13 protein-coding genes are annotated in these 18,646 nt (G+C 73.2%); 5 read left to right on the top strand and 8 right to left on the bottom strand.

Features of this window, described 5'->3' with window-relative positions; all coding sequences use genetic code 11:
* Positions 1 to 24 precede the first annotated feature (24 nt).
* Positions 25 to 255: a hypothetical protein gene (locus HHL10_RS08095; RefSeq protein WP_169159843.1), complete on the top strand. Its 231-nt coding sequence runs from the start codon at positions 25 to 27 to the stop codon at positions 253 to 255.
* An 87-nt stretch (positions 256 to 342) separates the two neighbouring features.
* On the opposite strand, the gene recD is transcribed toward HHL10_RS08095, so the two are convergent.
* From recD to recC, 5 genes are all read right to left on the bottom strand, one after another.
* The gene (gene recD / locus HHL10_RS08100) at positions 343 to 2,145 is read right to left on the bottom strand and encodes an exodeoxyribonuclease V subunit alpha (RefSeq protein ID WP_169159844.1); all 1,803 of its coding nucleotides are present in this window, start codon (positions 2,143 to 2,145) and stop codon (positions 343 to 345) included.
* 37 nt (positions 2,146 to 2,182) lie between these two features.
* Positions 2,183 to 3,679 carry a DegQ family serine endoprotease gene (locus tag HHL10_RS08105; RefSeq protein ID WP_169159845.1) on the bottom strand — a complete coding sequence of 499 codons (1,497 nt, stop codon included), beginning with the start codon at positions 3,677 to 3,679 and terminating at the stop codon, positions 2,183 to 2,185.
* Between the two features lie 190 nt (positions 3,680 to 3,869).
* Complete coding sequence (locus tag HHL10_RS08110) at positions 3,870 to 4,097, bottom strand: hypothetical protein (RefSeq protein ID WP_169159846.1); 228 nt, start codon at positions 4,095 to 4,097, stop codon at positions 3,870 to 3,872.
* Positions 4,098 to 4,270: 173 nt separating this feature from the next.
* The gene (gene recB, locus HHL10_RS08115; RefSeq protein ID WP_169159847.1) at positions 4,271 to 7,924 is read right to left on the bottom strand and encodes an exodeoxyribonuclease V subunit beta; all 3,654 of its coding nucleotides are present in this window, start codon (positions 7,922 to 7,924) and stop codon (positions 4,271 to 4,273) included.
* The gene (gene recC / locus HHL10_RS08120; protein WP_169159848.1) at positions 7,921 to 11,193 is read right to left on the bottom strand and encodes an exodeoxyribonuclease V subunit gamma; all 3,273 of its coding nucleotides are present in this window, start codon (positions 11,191 to 11,193) and stop codon (positions 7,921 to 7,923) included. The genes recB and recC overlap by 4 nt, the downstream gene beginning before the upstream one ends.
* A gap of 191 nt (positions 11,194 to 11,384) precedes the next feature.
* Here recC and HHL10_RS08125 point away from each other — a divergent pair, with 191 nt between their 5' ends.
* A complete protein-coding gene (locus HHL10_RS08125; protein ID WP_169159849.1) occupies positions 11,385 to 11,789 on the top strand; it encodes a nucleotidyltransferase substrate binding protein in 405 nt (134 codons plus the stop codon).
* 21 nt (positions 11,790 to 11,810) lie between these two features.
* Here the strand turns inward: HHL10_RS08125 and HHL10_RS08130 are convergent, their stop codons facing one another.
* Together HHL10_RS08130 and HHL10_RS31140 are read right to left on the bottom strand one after the other, a co-directional pair.
* Entirely contained in the window at positions 11,811 to 12,377 is a 567-nt protein-coding gene (locus tag HHL10_RS08130; protein WP_169159850.1) for a DUF4123 domain-containing protein, read from the bottom strand.
* Positions 12,378 to 12,390: 13 nt separating this feature from the next.
* Positions 12,391 to 14,670, bottom strand: a complete 2,280-nt coding sequence (locus HHL10_RS31140) for a type VI secretion system Vgr family protein (RefSeq protein WP_169159851.1) — start codon at positions 14,668 to 14,670, stop codon at positions 12,391 to 12,393.
* Positions 14,671 to 14,715: 45 nt separating this feature from the next.
* Between HHL10_RS31140 and HHL10_RS08140 the strand changes: the two genes are divergently transcribed.
* Entirely contained in the window at positions 14,716 to 15,048 is a 333-nt protein-coding gene (locus tag HHL10_RS08140) for a nucleotidyltransferase family protein (RefSeq protein WP_169159852.1), read from the top strand.
* 26 nt (positions 15,049 to 15,074) lie between these two features.
* On the opposite strand, the gene HHL10_RS08145 is transcribed toward HHL10_RS08140, so the two are convergent.
* Complete coding sequence (locus HHL10_RS08145; protein WP_169159853.1) at positions 15,075 to 15,488, bottom strand: DUF4148 domain-containing protein; 414 nt, start codon at positions 15,486 to 15,488, stop codon at positions 15,075 to 15,077.
* Positions 15,489 to 15,685: 197 nt separating this feature from the next.
* Here HHL10_RS08145 and trkA point away from each other — a divergent pair, with 197 nt between their 5' ends.
* On the top strand, positions 15,686 to 17,170 hold the full coding sequence (trkA, locus tag HHL10_RS08150) for a Trk system potassium transporter TrkA (protein WP_169159854.1): 1,485 nt from the start codon (positions 15,686 to 15,688) through the stop codon (positions 17,168 to 17,170).
* A gap of 13 nt (positions 17,171 to 17,183) precedes the next feature.
* The gene (locus HHL10_RS08155; protein WP_235971186.1) at positions 17,184 to 18,641 is read left to right on the top strand and encodes a TrkH family potassium uptake protein; all 1,458 of its coding nucleotides are present in this window, start codon (positions 17,184 to 17,186) and stop codon (positions 18,639 to 18,641) included.
* The last annotated feature ends 5 nt before the right edge of the window (positions 18,642 to 18,646 follow it).

Here is an 18,646-nt window from a genome sequence, read left to right on the forward strand (position 1 = left end):
GACCACGCCAAAGCGGAGTACGGCATGTTGCAACACCGGTGCACGACCCCTGGCTGTTTCGAGCTCGTGACGTTCGGCGACCTGTGCCAGCGTTGCAGCCAGGGTGAGACACCCCAGCGCCGCGGCCCGGTGACCGCGCGCGATCTGTTCTATTCCAAGGTCTACGGCGGGCGTGACGCTGAAGTCACCCGCTACCGGCTGGATCACCAGTCCCAGGCCCGCCCGCCCAAGGGCTACAGCGCTTCGCGCTTCTAATCGTCCGGGCCCCCGGCGCTGCGCTCGGCGCGGCCCCGGCTGCCAGCGTTCCCTTACCAGCCCCGCCTCGTGCGGGGTTGGTCTTTTTCAGGCCAGTTCCTCGCGCAGCCGCGCGATCAGCCCCGAGTGGTGCCGCGTGGGCGAGGCGATGGCCGCCTCGATCACGGCGGCGCTGCCCACCAGCGTGACGCGCCCGCGCGAGCGCGTCAGGCCCGTGTAGAGCAGCTCGCGGCTCAGCGCCCGGCCCGTGTGCTCGGGCAGCACCAGCGCCACTTCGTCGAACTCCGAGCCCTGTGCCCGGTGCACCGTCAGCGCGAAGGCATCCTGGTGCGGCGGCAGCCGCGCCGGCGCGACGGCACGCAAGCCGGCGCCGTCCGGGAACATCACCCGCAGCGCGCCGTCCGCGTCGGGCAGCGCGATGCCCACGTCGCCGTTGAACAGCCGCAGCATCTCGTCGTTGCGCGTCACCAGCACGGCGCGGCCCGGATACCAGGCGCCGCCGCGCGCCTGCGGCGCCGCGCCCAGCGCCCGTTGCACCTGCCCGGCCACCAGCGGGTTCAGCGCCGCCACGCCGCGCGGGCCCTCGCGCAGCACGGCCAGGATGCGGAAGCGGTTGAAGGCCGCCGTCACCGCCGCCACGTCGCCCGGGTCGCGGCGCAGCGCCTCGATGTACGGGCCAAAGCCCGCCAGCAGCCGCTGCCGCGTGCCTTCAGTGGGCGTGGCCTGCGCGTCGGGCAGCCAGCACAGCGCGCCCTCGGCATGTGTGCCCGCCCGGCGCAACAGCGCCAGCGCCTCTTCGACCCGGCCGGCGTTGATGTCCTGCGCCAGGCGGCCGATGGCCGAGCCGGCGCCGAAGCGGAAGTTGTGCTGCAGCCACACCACGCGGTCGGTCAGCCCGGTGCGCAGCAGCGCTTCGGGCGGCGCGATGGCGGCCGGGTCCAGGTCGCACAGCGCCGCCAGCTCGCGGATGCAGCCCTCGCTCAGACCCGGGTCGGCGCTGATCTCGGCGAACACCGCGCCGGCCTCCACGGCGGCGAGCTGGTCCTTGTCGCCCAACAGCACGATGCGCGCGCCGGGCGGTACCGCCTCCAGCAGCCGCGTGGCCAGCGCCAGGTCCAGCATCGAGGCCTCGTCCACCACCAGCGCGTCGATGGGCAGCCGGTGGCCGGCGTGGTGCGTGAAGCGGCCGGGGCCTTGCGCGCCCAGCAGCCGGTGCACGGTCGAGGCCTGCGCGGGCAGCCGCGCGCGCAGCTCGGGCGGCAGGTCGATGCCGCGCTCGCGCAGCGCCTCGCTCAACCGCGCCGCGGCCTTGCCGGTGGGCGCGGCCAGCGCGATGCGGGCTTGCGGCGCCTGCGCCAGTAGCACCGCCAGCAGCTTCGCCACCGCCGTGGTCTTGCCCGTGCCGGGGCCGCCGCTGACCACCAGCAGCGGGCTGCGCAGCGCCAGCGCCGCGGCGAGCTGCTGCCAGTCGGCACCGCCGCCCGGCGGCGCGGCGTCGCTCGCGAACAGCTCGCGCAGCAGCGCGCGGGCCCGGGGCGTCACCGGCTGGTCCGGGATGCGGGCGCGGGCCAGCCGGCGCGCCAGGCGGCGCTCGAAGTCGAAGTGGCGGTGCAGGTAGAGGCGCTCGCCGTCGAGGATCAGCGGCAGCGAGCCCGGCGCCTGCGGCGTGCCGGCGATGCGCGAGGCACGCAGCCCCGCGCGCAGCGCCTCGGCCTCGTCCAGCTCGTCCAGGCGCAGGCAGACATGGCCCTCGCTGGTGGCCAGGCTCAGCGCCCGCGCGGCACGGGCCGCCAGGGCTGCGTCTTCGGGCTCCGCGCCGGCTTCCAGGGCCCACTGCTGCACCTGGTGGGCGAAGCCGTCGGCCAGGTCCAGGGCGGGAAGGTCGGCCATGCCGTTGGCAACCCGGGTGGCGCCGCGGGCGTGCCGCTCACCCCTTGCCCGCCGGCACCGCCACGAACAGGCTGCCTTCGCCGCGGCGCACCAGCAGCGCGACGCTGCCGCCGGTGGGGGCCTGCGTCACGCGCTTCTGGAACTCCTCCAGGCTGGCGAAGCGCTGGCCGTTGACGGCCACGATCACGTCGCCCGGCCGCAGCCCGCTGCGCGCGGCGCCCTCCTGCAGCCCCTCGACCACCAGCCCGTACTCCACGCCCAGCGCGCGCCGCGCCGAGGGCGGCAGCTCGCTCACGGCGATGCCCAGCTGCACCGAGGTGGGCTTCGGGGCGGCGCTGCGGGCGGCCGGATTCGCCTCGGCCACCTGCGGATTGGGCGCCTCCGCCACCGTGGCCTTGAGCGTGGTGCCGGCGCCGTTGCGCCAGACCTCGATGGGCACCTCGGTGCCCGGCTTGGTGCCCGCCACCAGGCGCGGCAGCGCGTTGGCGTCGGCCACCGCCTGGCCGTTGAAGCCCAGGATCACGTCGCCCGGCGTCAGCCCGGCACGCGCGGCCGGGCTGTTGGGCTCCACGGCCGTGACCAGCGCGCCGCGCGTGCCGTCGAGCTTGAAGGACTGCGCCAGCGGCTCGCTCACCTCCTGGATGCCGATGCCCAGCCGCCCGCGCGTGACGCGGCCGTTGGCGCGCAGCTGCTGGGCTACTTCCATGGCCATGTCGATGGGGATCGCGAAAGAGATGCCCATGTAGCCGCCGGACTGGCTGTAGATCATCGAGTTGATGCCCACCACCTCGCCGCGCATGTTCAGCAGCGGCCCGCCGGAGTTGCCGGGGTTGACGGCCACGTCGGTCTGGATGAAGGGCACGTAGGTCTCGTCAGGCAGCGAGCGCTGCGTGGCGCTGACGATGCCGGCGGTGATGGTGTTGGCGAAGCCGAAGGGCGAGCCGATGGCCGCCACCCACTCGCCCGGCTGCAATTGCGCCGAGTGGCCGATGGGCGCCACCGGCAAGCCCTGGGCATCGACCTTGAGCAGCGCCACGTCGGTCTGGCGGTCGCTGCCGACCACGCGCGCCTTGTACTCGCGCTTGCTGTCGGCCAGCCGCACGGTGACCTCGTCGGCGTCGGCCACCACGTGGGCGTTGGTCAGGATGTGGCCCTCGGCGTCGATGACGAAGCCCGAGCCCACGCCCTGGCTGCGCTCCTCGGGCGGCGGCCCGCCCTGCGGCCCGAAGCGGCGGAAGAAATCGGACAGCGGATGCCCCGGCGGCAGCCCCAGCCCGGGCTGCCCGCGCACCGTCTGCACCGTGGTGACGTTGACCACCGACGGCCCCACCTTGCGCACCAGCGCCGTGAAGTCGTTGGCCCCGGCCGGCAGCGGGCCGATGCTGCCGGTCTGCGCCGCGCTGGCCGGCGCGGAAGCGGGAGTGGAGGCGGCCGGGGCGGCGGGCGCCGTGGGAGCCTCCGTGTTGGTGCGCTGGCCGCAGCCGGCCAGCAGGGCGGCCAGCAGCAGGGCGGTGGAAGGAATGCGCGGCGTCATGGCGGCCTCGTTCAGTCGGAGATGCGCCGCTTTGGCAAGGGGCATGCCGAATGAGGTGCCCCGCCGCAACCTCGCGTGCGCCGCCGGGCGCACGGGCCTCCGGGCCGCGCAGCCACGGCCATGCGGGATCAGCCGTGCCGCGGCAGGGCTCGAGGCAGGTGCGAACCGCGGGCCGAGCCCGGGTCGGCGCTCAGCGCCTGTACCAGCGCTTGCCGATCCACAGCATGGCAATGAGGCTCACCAGCCCGGCCATGAACGCGGTCTCATCCGGGCCGCCTTGCCGGGCCAGCGCCAGCACGGCCACCAGGCCCCAGCTCACCGCCACGAAGTACGGGAGCAGCTTCCAGCCCAGCCACAACACACCCAGCACGGCGGCTGGTCCGAGAACGAGGACGACCATCCAGGCAGCAACTTCCATGATGCCTAACCCCCTTATTAAGGGGAAATTTAGCACTTGTTTGTGTGATTGTGTTTCAGGTGCATCACTTGTAAGGCGACGCGGCCCCGTGCCGGCGCCCATGTCCAGGGAGACGGCAACCCGGCCCAGCCGCCGGGGCGGCGTACCGCACGGCGACGCGCCGGCACTCGCCCTCAGGCGCCCAGCAACGCCTGCAGCCGCCTCAGGTCCGCCTCCGCCGCCCGCATGCGAAACACCCCGGTGGCGCTGCCGTCCGCGTTGCGCCAGGGCGGCCGCACGCCGCGCACGAACAACAGCAGCGCGCCGCCGAAGTGGGTCTCGTAGCGGTAGTCGGGCACGCGCAGGTGCAGGTAGCGGTCCAGCGCCAGGGTGTAGAGCAGCAGTTGCAGGCCGTAGCCCTGCTCGGCCACGGCCTGCGCCAGCGCCTCGGGTGCGTAGTCCGCCGGATTCGTGCCCAGCAGGTTGGACTTCCAGTCCAGCAGCCAGAAGCGGCCCTCGTGCTCGAACACCAGGTCGATGAAGCCGCGCAGGTAGCCGCCCAGCGCTTCCTCGCCCAGCGGCGGCACGCGCAGGCCCAGGGCCCGCAGCGCCTCATCGAGCGCGGCGGCGCTGAGCGCCGGGGCGGGCAGGTTGAACTCCATCTCCGTCAGCCGCCGCCCGGGCTGCAGGTGCCGCAGCCGCAGCCCCGGCGCGATCTCGGTGGAGAGCACGTCCTGCAGCAGGCGCTGCAGCATGGCCGCCTGTGCGCGCTCGCGCCCCTCGTGGCCCGTGCTGCCGGGTTGCGGGTGCGCGCGCAGCGCCGCCCAGGCCGCCGTTTCCCAGCTGGCCGGGTCGGTGAAATCCGCCTGCTCGAAGGCGGCGTGCACCGCGTCCCCGGCCGCCGGCCCGGCCGGGAAACGCAGGATGTCGTCGCGCGGCAGCCCGGCCTCGTCCGCGCGGCCGGCGGTGCGGCCGCGCACGCGCGCGTCGTGGTCCCGGCCGGCGCGCTCGTGCGCGACGGTGTCCAGGTTCAGCGCGCTGTAGCTGCCCAGCCGCCAGCCCGCCGCGATGTGCCGCGGCGGCGCCAGGCTTTCAATGCGCGGCGTCTCGGCCGCCGGCAGCGGCTCGCCGGGCGCCATGGGCAGCGGCGAGAGCCGGATCGCGCCGCAGCGCGCCGCCAGCCGCCGCCACGCCGCCTCGATCTCGTCCGGGCCGAGCGGGTGCCCGAACCACTGCGCGGCATCGCTGAAGCCGTCGCCCGCCGCCAGCCAGTTCAGCCAGCCGCGGTTGCCGGTGTGCTGCGTGACGCCCTTGCCGCTGCGCGCGGCGTAGGGGCCGACCACCACGTGGCAGCGGTGCACGGCGCGGGTGAGCGCCACGTAAGTGAGGCGCAGCGTCTCGGCCGCGCCTTCGGCGCGCTGCCGCTCGCGCAACGCCGCCTCGTCCCCGTCCGGGTCCAGGCCGCCGCGCAGGTCCAGCACCGGGCGGCCCTGATCGTCGTGCACTTCCACCATGCCGCCCGGCGCGGGCGGCGGCACCTGCGCGTCCCACAGGAAGGGGCAGAACACCAGGCCGTACTCCAGCCCCTTGGCCTTGTGGATGGTGACGACGCGCACCAGATGCTGGTCCGACTCCAGCCGCAGCTGCGCCGTCTCGTCCCCGCCGCGGCCCAGGCGCTGCAGTGCCAGCCAGCGCAGCAGCGCCTCCGGTGCGGGATGCGCGCCGGCAGCCTCGTGCAGCGCTTCGCCCAGGTGCAGCAGGTTCGTGAGCCGCCGCGCGCCGTCCGGGCGCGCCAGCAGCCGCTCGGCCACCGCGTCCTCCTGCAGCCAGCGCCGCAGCAGCGCCGCGACGCCGTGTTCCAGCCAGCAGCTTTTCAACTCGGCGAAATGCGTCATGCGCTCGCTGAGTGCCCATTCGTCAGCGGCTAGCGCGGCGAGGGCCACGGCGTCCAGGCCCATCGCTTCGGTCGCCAGCGCCGCGCGCAGCCGCCCGGGCTGCGCCGGCTCCAGCACGGCGGCCAGGACACGTTCCAGCTCCTCGGCCTCGGCCGTGTGGAACACGCTGGCCTGCGACAGCGCGACGCTGCCCACGCCCAGCGCGGCCAGGGCGTGGCGCACCCGCGCGCCCTGGGCATGGCTGCGCACCAGCACGGCGATGTCCGCGCCCTCCAGCGGCCGGCCGTCCAGCGTGACGCGCCCGGCGCGGCCCTCGCGCAGCAGCCGCGCGATCTCGCCGGCGGTTGCCTGCACGCTGGCGCGCAGCGCGTCCTCGCGCAGCAGCGGTTTTCCGTCCTCGCCGCGCGGCAGCAGCCAGAGCTGCAGCGCGCCGGCATCGGCGCCGTCCGGCGCGGTGAGATCCCGGAACACCGGCCGCGGCCGGGCGCCGACCGCGGCCGGCACGTAGTCCAGCCCCGGCATCAGGAAGCTGCGCGGGTGGGCCTGGAACAGCGCATTGAGCGCCTCGATCAGCGCCGGGCTGGAACGCTGGTTCTCGCGCAGCGTGTAGACCGCCGAGGCGCTTTCCCGCGCGCGCAGGTAGGTGTGCAGGTCCGCGTTGCGGAAGCTGTAGATGGCCTGCTTGGGGTCGCCGACCAGCAGCAGCGGGCTGGCGCCGTCGCCCCAGACGCGCTCGAAGATGGCCCATTGCAGCGGGTCGGTGTCCTGGAACTCGTCGATCAGCGCGGCCGGGAAGCGCGCGCGCAGCGCCGCCGCCAGCCCCGGCGCCTGCTGCAGCCGCTCGTGCAGGTTGAACAGCATGTCGTCGAAGGCCACCACGCGCAGCTCGCGCTTGCGCTGGCGCAGCGCCGCGCCGCCTTCCTCGAACAGCCGGCGCAGCAGCCGCAGCCGCGCCAGTGTCAACTGCTGCTCCGCGCCGCTGCGGGCAGCGAGCAGGTCCTCCGCCAGGGCGAAGAAGCGGTGCAAGGGCGGCTCGAAACCCTTGCGGGTGCGCCGGGCGAGCGTGGCGGCGCCCATCAGCGCCAGCTTGTCGCCGTCCACGTCGATGGGCGCCAGCGCGTCGCCGGCCTGCAGCCAGCGCCGCCAGCCGGCCAGGGCGGTGGCAATGCCTTCGGCGCCGTAGCTGTGGGCGTGCAGCGTGGGGGCGGCGTCGCGCAGCGCCTGGGCTACCGCCTCGTGCTCGCTGAGCCAGCACTCGCGCGCCGCGGCGTAGGCAGCGGCCAGCTCGGATTCCGACGCGTTGTCCTGCGCGTCCAGCGCCGCCGGCCACAGGCAGGGCGACAGCGGCTTCCCGAGGCGCCGCGCCAGCAGCCGCGCCCAGCTTTCAGGCGTGTCCTTGCCGGTGGCGAGATGGGCGGCCAGGGCCGGATCGAGCGCATCCCCGGCGACATGGCGGCGCCAGAAGTCGTTGACCGCCTGCTGCAGCAGCTCGGTGTCGTCGGGCAGCGGCGTCAGCGCCAGCGGCAGCCCGGCGGCGAAGGGCACGTCCGCCAGCGCACGCTGGCAGAAGCCGTGGATGGTGAAGATGGCGGCCTCGTCGAAGCACTGCAGCGCCAGCGTCAGGCGCTGCACCAGCGTGGCGTCGTCGAGCCCGTGGCGCTGGCGCAGGCTCTGCAGCAGGCCGGGCACGAAGGGGTCGCCGGGGTTGGGCGTGCCGCCCTGCAGCACGTTCAAGGTCTCCACCACGCGCACGCGGATGCGCTCGCGCAGCTCGGCGGTGGCGGCATTGGTGAAGGTGACGACCAGGATCTGCGGCAACTCCAGCCCGCGCTCCAGCAGCAGCCGCATGACCAGCCCGCAGATGTTCCATGTCTTGCCCGTGCCGGCCGAGGCCTCGATCAGGCTGATGCCGTCGAGCGGGCAGGCGAAGAGGTCGAGCTCGGGGCGGCTCATGCGCGCTCGCCCCGCAAGCACCGCCGCAGCGGCCCGAACACCGCCCGCGCGCTGCGCACGAACTCCGCGTCCAGCGGCTCCGTGCAGCCGCGCAGCGCCAGCCGGTACGCCGGGTCCGCCCCTTCGCCTTCCCACTGCGGGCCGCCGTACCAGGCCGCCTGCGCCTTGCTCATCAGCTCCTTGCCCTCGATGAAAGCCCAGGCCGCGCGCGGGAAGAAGTGCAGCGGACGCGTCAGCCCCTCGCGGTACAGGCGCAGCAGCCCGGCCAGCGTGCGCAGCGGCTGCTCCGCCTCGCCGAATTCGAACTGCCCGTCGCGTGCCTGCCAGCGCGTGCGCAGCGCCACGCCCTCCGGCCGGCTGGCGCACAGCCACAGCTGCAGCAGCCAGGCCTCGATGAAGTCCTGCGCCCCCGCGTCGCCATAGCGCCCGCGCAGCAGGCCCTCCGGGCGCAGGTCGGCGCAGGCGCCGGCCACGCTCCAGGCTTCGCCGTCCAGGTCGATCTCCAGCGTGCAGCTCCACGGCGGCAGGGGCTCCTCGCCACGCAACGCACCGGCGTAGCCCGACAGCGCCGTGAGCTCGCGCTGCAGCAGCAGCCGGCCCAGCCGCCCGGACGGGTACTCGGTGCCGGCCTGCGCCAGGCGCAGCAGCGCGGACTCGTCGCCGCCGCGCTCCAGCACCGGCAGCAGCCGCTGCGCCAGCGCCCGGCGCCCGGCGCGGTCCGGCAGGAAATCCTCGTCCTCGGCCAGCGCGGGCCCCGGGCGCGGCAACTCCAGCCCCAGGCGCTGCGACAGCAGGTAACGGCAGGGGTTGCGGAAGAAGCGGCTCAACTGCTCCAGCGTCACCTGGCGCTCTTCCTCACTCGGCGGCGTCAGCGGGGCGCTGAAGAAGGCACTGGCGGATTCCGCGGCCGGCGCGTCCTCGTCCGCCCCGTCCGGGGACGGCGCTGACACCAGGCCCGGCGGCACCGCCGGCCCGGTGAGCGCCCGCCGCAGCGCCCGCGCCATCTCGGCGTTGAAGCTGCGCTTGCGCGGGTCGGCCGCGGGATCGAAAGCCTCCAGCGAGAAGGGCTGCAGCGGGTGCTCCACCACCAGCCGCGCGCGCGCGGCGGCCAGCGCGGCCGGGGAGGCATCCGTGGCGATGGCGGGAACGAGCACGTCCAGCAGCTCGGCCACCAGCACCGAGGGCGGCAGCGGGGCGTTGTCGCGCACGCTGCGGCCCGTGTGGCTCAGCAGCAGGCGATCGCGCGCGGACAGCAGCAGGTCCAGGAACAGGTTCCTCTCATCCTGGCGGCGCTGCCGGTCGCCGCGGCGCGGCGCCAGCGCCATCAGGTCGAACTCGGCCGGGCGCTGCGGCGAGGGAAACACCCCGTCGTCCAACCCGAAGGCGCAGACCACGCGGAAGGGCAGGTTGCGCAGGCTGCCCATGGAGGTGAAGGTGAGCTGGCCCGTGGGCACGCCGCCGGGCGCGCCCGCGTCCAGCTGCGCCTGCAGCGCGTTGCGGATCAGCGGCAGCGACAGCGGCTGCTCCAGGCCAGCCGTCAGCAGCTGCTCGTGCAGCGCGGCCAGCGCCAGCTGCAGCTCGCGCCAGTCCTCCAGCTCCGCCGCGTCCGGGTCGATCAGCGCCTCGGCCGCATCGAGCAGGGCGCCGCGCCAGGCGTCCGGGGCCATCGGCCGCGACAGCCGCTCGTCCAGCCGGCGCAGCACGCTGGTGAAGCGCCAGAAGGTGCCCAGCGCCTGGGCGTCGCCGCCCTCGCCGTCGCCCGCGGGCAGGCGTTCGCCGAAGGGTTCACTGATCTCCGAAGGCAGGGCGTAGCCCAGGTACAGCCGGGTGAGGCCTTCGCCGAAGGAATGGCGGCCGCCGTCCAGGCCCCAGCGGATGGCCGCGTCGCCGAGCCAGGCCTGCACCTGCGCCAGCGCGGCGGCGTCGAGGTGGAAACGCCGGGCCACCGGCGGCTGCTGCAGCAGCTCGAACACGTTCAGCGCCGTGAAGCGCGAGCCCACCAGGGCCAGCGCCGACAGCAGCGCGCGCGCCGGCGCGTTGACGCCGCTGCGCGCGCGCCCGGTCAGGGTCCAGGGAATGAAGCGCTCGGCTGGCGCCGTGCCGAACACCGCCTCCACCAGTGGCGCGGCGGCGTTCAGGTCCGGCGTGACGACCAGGATGTCGCCCGGCTGCAAGGTGTCGTCCGCCGCGAACAGCGCCAGCAGCCGGTCGTGCAGCACCTCCAGCTCGCGCGTGCGCGAGTGGGCGACATGCAGCTCGATGCTGTGGTCGTCCGGTGCCAGGGCCACGCTGCCGGGATCGAGTTCGCGCATCTCCAGCACGGCATCCTGCAGCCGGCCCAGCAGGGTGGGCGCGCCGTGCGGGATGAAAGCGCTGTCGTCGATCTCGGCCTCGGTGGCGGCTTCGAGCAGCAGGTCCAGGTGCGCCTGGGTCTGGCGGCCCCAGGCGGCGAGCAGGCGCTGGCCGACCTCGTGGTAGAGCGCGCGGCCCTGCTGCTCCAGCCGGGCGATGCGGCGGCTGTCCACCACCTCGAACCAGTATTCGCGGCAGGGGTTGAGCACGTAGAGCCGCACGTCGATGCGCCGCGACAGCGCCTGCAGCACGCTGATGTAGACGGGGGCCACCGAAGGCAGCGCGAACACGTGCACGCACCGCGGCAGCCCGGCGGCGTGCAGGGCATCGTCGTCCAGCCGCTCCAGCGCGTGCAGCAAGGGCTCCACCGGGTGGCGGGCCGAGATGTCCAGCTCCTCGCGCAGCCGGCGCCACAGCGCCGCCTGCCAGGGCTCATCGGGCGCGTCGGCCTCGATGTCGGCCGGGCGGCCCTCGCTCCAGGCGGCGAGCCAGTCGCCGCGGTACGTCAGGTACTGCTCGAACAGCGCGGCGCAGCGCTGCGCCAGCTCCCAGCGCATCAGCTCGTCGGCATGGTCCAGGTAACCCTGCAGCCGAGGCTGCGCGGCCACGAACTCGGCGTCGCCCAGCAGGCCGAACAGGCGCCAGGCCAGCACCGGCTCCGCGAAGGGGGCGAGCCCCGGCGCGCCCGGCAGCAGCCGCGCGGATTGCGTCCACAGCCACTCGGCCAGGAAGCTGAAGGCGACGTTGGCGCACACGCCCTGGGCGCGCGCGACGGCCAGCGACAGCGTGCGGCGCACGGCGCTGCTGGGCACGACCACGTGCACGGGCTCGAAGACGCCGCCGGTGTCCGCCTCCAGGGCCTGGAGCAGGCTGTCCTGCAGGGCTTGGAAGCGGTTGGAAAAACAGAGGCTCAACATCGGGTACTGCGGAGCGCGCCGTGCGGAGGGTGCGGCTCACCGGCCGGGCCGCTGGAAGAGAGGAAGGATCACACGCGCGCGCGAGGGCGGGAGGATAGCGGGGGGTGGAAGACCCGGGGCGGCATGAGTGCACGCGGGCGGCGCGGGTGCGGCGGCACAATCGCACGGCCACGCGCAGCAGGAGGAGTGCCATGGAGCTGTACATCGAGCCGCTGGGACGATCCGCCGACCGGCTGGACGAGGCCTTGCGCCGCTGCCTGCTGGACCCGGGCGACCTGCTGATCCGCGACGGCCTGGTGCAGCGCTTCGAGCTGGGCTACGACCTGGCGCTCAAGGCCATCAGGCGCTGCCTGTCGCTGGCCTCCGACGACGCGGCCGCGGTGGCGGCGATGGACGCCGAGGCGCTGATCGGCCTGGCGCACCAGCAGCGCCTGGTCACGGCCGACTGGCCGGTGTGGCGCACCTGGCACGCCCTGCGTGCCCACACCGGCCACGACAACGACGAGCCCATGGGCCCGGACGTGGTGGCGGCGGTGCCGCGCTTCCTGGACGAATTGCGGCGGCTGCAGAAAAGGCTGGGGGGGAGGATTGTGTGAGGGGTAAAGATTGGGTTGTATTCAACAAAACAACCTGACGTCACCAAGCTTCAAACTGTTTGAGGCCTGTCCTCGGATTGCCATTGGCAATGCCTTGAATGCCCGCATGTCTCCGCCACGATCTAACCATTGCCAGCAATAGGCAATGCCAAGGAAATGGTTGCGTTGGTCGGGCTCCAGCACCTGGATCAGTGACTCCAGAATTCGGGTGTCGAAATACCGCAGCATGGCCGGCAGGCCGTCGGGTAGAAGCACGTCAAGGCGATATTTCAATCGCTGTGCAAGTGCTTCAAAAGCCAGGGAGGAATGCAAAAGCGTCAGGCTGGTGCTTTCGCCGCATGCCAGGTGGAGCCAACGCAGCCAGGCTTCTCGATTGATAGTATTCAAATCCAGAAGCAAGGGAGCCGCCTCGATGGCGGTTTCTTCCGTCGATCCGGAGAACAGGCTGGTCCAGCGAGTTTGTGGCTGCTCCCGTAAACGCTTGAGCAGGCCGGGTGCTCCGGCGTGATCCACCAAGGCATATAACCGACTGTCTGTCGGCGCACTGGCCGCGGATATCGCCTGAAGAAAAGCCTTGAATTCCATCATGCTGGCTCTCCCTTCAACGCAGCACGAACGGTGAACCACTGGCCCGGGCCTTGAGCAGGCATTCCACGCAAATCTGGCTCGGCAATACCGGCATGGGGTATTCGTGGCGAGCCGCCCCCAAAAACTGCTTCACCCCCGCCCGCACCGTCAACGTCCCCGGCGCAATGAAGTCCACGCTCCCGTTCTCGAACACCAGCGCCGCCCCACCGGCGGTGGAAACGACGATGCGCTTGGCGGCGGCCCAGTCGATGGGGCCGCGGGCGCTCTGGAAGGTGACGTCCTGCATCGCCGCGACCTGCAGGGTCCCGGACTGCGCCTGCAGCTCCAGGTCGCCGTTGCCGGCAATGAGGCTCAACCCCGTGCCCGCCGCCTCGCCGCCGGGCTCGATCGCGCCGCCCAGCACGCCGATGGCCTGCCCGGCGTGGAGGCGGGCCGCGCCGCCGGCCACGACGTCCATGTCGGCGCCGCTGGCCAGGTGCACGTTCTCGCCGGCTGCCACCGCCACGTCCTGCGCCGCAGTGATGGCGCAGCCCGCGCGCGCGCTCAGGCTCAGCGTCGGGGCGTTGCTCTGCGGCACGGTGTCCTCGCCGGCCTGCGTCTCTCCCGACTGGGCGTCGGCCAAGGCCTGCTCGAAGCCGCGCGTGCTGCCCATGCCGGCCGCCTGTGCCAGCCAGGCCGGGATCGGGGCCAAGTCCGGATCGGCCACGCTCGCGCCCGCCTTGAAGCTGCCCAGCAGCCCCGACAGCCCCACCGTCTGGTGCACCCGCGCCGCGCGGTGCAGCGCCTGCGCCAGCGCCTGGAACTGCTTGCCCATCGCCAGCCCGGCCGCGTTCTCCTGCGCCGGCTCGGCCCAACTCGCGGCATAGGTGGAGAGCAGCAGCCCGCACGCGCCGCGGATCGCCGCGTAGGCGTCCGTCCGCGCCTCGAAGCCCAGGCCCCGGAAGCTGCCGCGGTGGTTGTCGGCCTGGTGGATGAGGTGGCCCAGGTTGAGCTGGCTGGCGTGCTGGGTGGTGGCGAATTGCAGCCGCTCCTGGCCCGGGGTGTCGTCGTGGACGAGCTGGTTGAAGCCCCGGCCGCCGAACTCCTTGCTCTTGTGGCCGGACAGCGCCGCGGCATTGGCTTGGCCGCCATGCTCCACCAGGGTGGGACTGGCCCCATGCCAGGCCGGGCTGGCGCCGCCACCGCGGCGGTTGCCCTGGCCGGCGGGGCGGGCGTCGCTGCCGAGTTCGAACACGTTGAGCGTCGGCGGCCCGTCCGGGTCGGCCTTGCCGCCCGGGGTGGCCGGCACGCCGCCTTCGCCGCGGCCGTTGTAGAGGCTGCAGAGCACCACCGGGCGGTCGATGTCGCCCTCCAGCGCCTGTACCACCACCTCGTGGCCGATGCGCGGCGTCCACTGCGTGCCCATGGCGCCCTGGCCGCCCGAGCCGGCCAGCGGCTGCAGCACGCGCACCCAGCAGCTCGACAGACTGGTGCCCTCGGCGTTGTCCGGGTCGCCCTGGAACTCGTAGCGGATGCGCACCCGGCCCAGCCGGTCGGTGTGCACCTCGTCGGCACCCCGGGGCTGCGTGCTGCCGTCCGGGCCGACCACGGTGGCCAGCAACAGCCCCGGCTCGGGCTTGGCAAACACCCGCGCGCCGTCGGCATCGAGCAGCAGGGGGCGCCAAGGCTTGTCCGCGCGGATGGCCTCGAAGCCGCACGCGTAGCCGCGCTGCGCCGCCAGCGCCAGTAGCTCGGGCTCGATGGCGTGCACCGGCAGCACCGGCTCGTCGCCCAGGCGGTCGATGAGGGTGCGGGCCAGCTTGGCGGGCAGGTTGTTGAGGCCCACATGCCGCACCCGCGTGAGCAGGAAGCGCGCGTCGCGCAGCGGCTCGCCGCTGTCGATGTCCTCCACGGCATCGGCCAGCCGGATCGTCGTGCCGGCCGCAAAGCTGCGGATGGAGCCCTGGCCGACCCAGCCCGACTGGCGCGCCTCAATGGCCTCCAGCGCCAGGCGCAGCGTGCGCCGCGCGTGCTCGGGGCTGGCGAAGGGACCGGCGCCGGGGCCGTCGTCGCTCTCGATGTTCGGGGCCTGCGGGCCGCCGAAGCGTCCGCGCGTGGGCAGGCTCGCGCCCACGCTGCGGCCGAACTCCTCGCCGTAGCTCAGCGTGGTCAATGAGCCCACCGAGGCGCGGCACCAGCCGTCAAAAGCCTGCAGCGTGTCCGCGGCCTCCTGCACGTCGCCGTGCTGGAAGGCCAGCGGTTCGCGGGCGGAGGTCATGTCCTCGGGGCCGCCGCGGCTGTCGGCAAACAGCATGGACGAGGCCCGCCACCTGCTGCAGCGGCTGACGGAGCGCATCGGATGAAAGCGGACGTATCGCCCCTGCCGGCGCTGGCGCTGGGGCCGGCGGAATGGGACATCGTGCGCGCGATCCTGGCGCGCCTGGTGCCCGATCGCCCGGTATGGGCCTTCGGCTCGCGCGCCACGGGCCGCTGCAAGCCCTGGTCGGACCTGGACCTGGCCGTGGGCGGCACGCAGCGCCTGCCGTCCGCGCTGCATGCCGAGTTGTGCGAGGCCTTCGCGGAATCGGACCTGCCCTTCAAGGTCGATGTGCTGGATTGGTCCAGCGCCGACGCGTCCTTCAAGGCACTGGTCGGCCCGCAGCGGGTACTGGTACAGGGCGGGCGGGCCTGAATCAGTGACCGGCCCGCGCGCTGCCCTCAACGCATCGCCGCCGCCCCCGAGGGCCCGCCAGCGTCGCCATACCCACGCCGGTAACCGTTGCCGCCGCTGAGCACCAGCTCGCCCCGGGAGACGGCATCGGCCAGTTCGGCCTTCACCTGCGCGCGCGTCTTGCCGCCCGGCCCGCCCAGCGGCCCCGGGCCCGACTCGCTCCAGATGTGGTCGTAGGGCCGCGCCAGCGGCGGCACGCCGCCGTTGGACACCTCGCCGCGCGCCACGGCCTCGGCCAGCTCGGCGCGCACCTGCGCGCGCGTCTTGCCCATGGCGCCGTCGGAAAAGCTCGGCGGGCCCGACTCGCGCAGGTACACCGAGGCCTCGGCAGCCTGCACGTTGAAAGACAGCAGCGCCGCCGATGCCGCGGCCAGGACGGTGGTGATCAGGGTGGCTTTCATGACGAACCTTTCACGGGGTGACCAGAGGGGTCCAGCGCCGCGGCGGGAGGGTTCAGGGCCGGGGCTGGTGCAGACAACTCTGGTCGCCACGTTTCACGCCGCCTTCAAGGAAAGCTCACGTTTCGGTCACCGCTTGCAGCCGCCCTGCCGGCGCGATGCTTGCCGTGTCCAGGGCCCCGCATGAAGATGCCGCCGCCATGAACATCGTCATCCTTGGAGCCGGCCGCGTGGGCGAGAGCGTGGCCGAGAGCCTGGCCTCGGAAGCCAACGACATCACCGTCATCGACACCGATCCGGCCCGGCTGTCGCAGCTGCAGGACCGGCTCGACCTCAAGGGCGTGGCGGGCAACGGCATCCAGCCCTCGGTGCTGCGCGACGCGGGCATCGCCGACGCCGACCTCTTCATCGCCTGCGCCCAGCTCGACGAGACCAACCTCGTGGCCTGCAAGCTGGCGCACCAGCTCTTCAACGTGCCCACCACCATCGCGCGGCTGCGCAGCCCGGAGTTCCAGGAGGGCACGCCGCTGACCACCGAGCGCGAGGGCTTCGGCGTGGACCGCGTCATCTGCCCCGAGGAGTCGGTGATGCGCTCGATCTGGCAGCTCATCCGCTACCCCGAGGCGTTGCAGGTGCTGGAGCTGGCGCAGGGGCGCTTGAGCCTGGTGGCGGTGCGCGCCGTGGCCGGCGGCCCGCTGGTGCGGCACCGGCTCGACGAGATCCCGCAGCTCGTGCCCGGCGCCGACATGCGCATCGTCGCCATCTACCGCCAGGACAAGCCCGTCGCCGACGTCTGCGGCAGCACCCGCATCGAGCCCGGCGACGAGGTGTTCGTGCTCAGCGCCACCGAGCACCTGCGCCGCGTGCTGGGCGCGCTGCGCGAGCGCGACCGCCCGGTGCGGCGCGTCATGATCGCCGGCGGTGGGCGCGTGGGGCTGCGGCTGGCGCGGCAGCTGCGCGGCGAGGTGAACGTGAAGATCGTGGAGATGAGCCGCTCGCGCTGCGACTACCTCGCCACGCAGCTGCCGGGCGACGTGCTCGTCCTCAACGGCGACTCCACCGACGAGGAGCTCATGGGCGACGAGAACGTGCAGGACATGGACCTGTTCCTGGCCCTGACCAGCGACGACGAGGACAACATCATGGCCTGCCTGCTGGCCAAGCGGATGGGCGCGCGCCACGTGCTGGCGCTCATCAACCGCAAGGCTTACGCCGACCTGGTGCAGGGCACCACCATCGACATCGCGCTCTCGCCCGCCCAGGCCGTCATCGGCGAGCTGCTGGCGCATGTGCGCTGGGGCAACGTCGAGGCGGTGCACTCGCTGCGCCACGGCACGGCCGAGGTGCTGGAGGCAGTGGTCAGCGGCGACGAGGCCACCAGCAAGCTCGTGGGCCGGCGCATCGAGCAGATCCCGCTGCCCGAAGGGGCGCAGATCGGCGCCATCGTGCGCGGCCTGCCCGAGCGCGGCGAGGCCGTCACGACCCGGCGCGAGCGGCGCGGGCGCGGCGACGGGCTGGCGCTGCGCGAGCGGCGCGCCGCCGGCGACGTGTCGTCGGCCCAGATCGTCATCGCCCACCACGACACCCTGGTGCGCGCCGGCGACCACCTCATCGTCTTCCTGCCCAACAAGAAACAGGTGCGCCAGGTGCAGAAGCTGTTCCAGGTCTCGCCCATGTTCCTCTGAGCGCGAGGCCCGCTTGCAGAGCCTGCTCCCCGTCCTGGCCGTCCTCGGCGGCGTGCTGATGCTGTTCGCCGGCACGATGCTGGTGCCGCTGGCCTTCGCCTTTTTCGGCGACGACGCGGCGCTGTACGCCTACGACGGCGCCATCCTCGTCACCTTCTTCTGCGGCCTGGCGCTGCACCTGGTGGGCCGCCGCTCCAGCCGCGAGCTGCTGCCGCGCGACGGCTTCCTGCTGGTGAGCCTGGTGTGGGTGGTGCTGCCGGCCTTCGGCGCGCTGCCGCTGCTGTTCCACATCGACGGCCTCTCGTTCACCGACGCCTACTTCGAGGCCGTCTCGGGCCTGACCACCACCGGCGCCACCGTGCTCACCGGGCTGGAGAAGCTGCCGCTGTCCATCAACGTCTGGCGCTGCCTGATGGTGTTCATCGGCGGCATGGGCATCCTGGTGCTGGCGGTGGCGATCCTGCCCATGCTGGGCGTGGGCGGCTCGCAGCTGTTCAAGGCCGAGACGCCCGGCCCGATGAAGGACCAGAAGCTCACGCCGCGCATCGCCGAGACCGCGCGCGGGCTGTGGAGCGTGTACTTCGCGCTGGCGCTGGCCTGCTTCCTGGGCTACCGCCTCGCCGGCATGGGTTACGCAGACGCCTTCATGCACATGTGCACCACGGTGAGCCTGGGCGGCTTCGCCGCCTACGACGCCAGCTTCGGCGCCTTCGATTCGCCGGCCATCGAGACGGTGGCCATCGTCTTCATGCTGCTGGCGGGCATCAGCTTCCCGCTCTACTTCGTGGCCTGGCGCCGGCGCAACCCGTGGGTGGTGTGGCGCGACATGGAGGCGCGGCTGTACCTGTTCCTGATGGCGGCGGCGACGGTGGGGCTGACGCTGTTCCTGATGGCGCACCAGGTGTACCCGGACTTCGTGGAGGCGCTGCGCCACACCGCCTTCCACGTCGTCTCCATCGCCACCACCACCGGCTACGCCACCAAGGACTACGCGCAGTGGCCGCCCTTCGCGCCGCTGCTGCTGCTGTTCATGTCCTGCTTCACCTGCTGCGCGGGCTCCACCGGCGGCGGCATCAAGCTCATCCGCTCGCTGTTGCTGATGAAGAGCGCGCAGCGCGAGTTCAAGCGCATCGTGCACCCGCGCGCGGTGGCGCCGATCACGCTGGGCGGGGCGGTGGTGGACGCCAACGTGCTGCAGTCGGTGCTGGCCTTCATGCTGGTCTACGGCGCGGTGATGGTGGGTGCCACGCTGCTGCTGCTGTTCTCCGGGCTGGAGGCGGTGACGGCCTTCACGGCGGTGCTGTCCAGCCTCAACAACACCGGCCCCGGCCTGGGCACGGTCGGCCCGGCCGGCACCTTCCAGCCGCTCACCGACTTCCAGACCTGGGTCTGCACCGTCGCCATGCTGCTGGGGCGGCTGGAGCTGTTCTCCATCCTGGTGCTGTTCACGAGGTCGTTCTGGAGGAAGTGAGGCCG

The sequence above is a fragment of the Azohydromonas caseinilytica genome (assembly GCF_012927045.1).
Lineage (GTDB): Bacteria > Pseudomonadota > Gammaproteobacteria > Burkholderiales > Burkholderiaceae_C > Azohydromonas > Azohydromonas caseinilytica.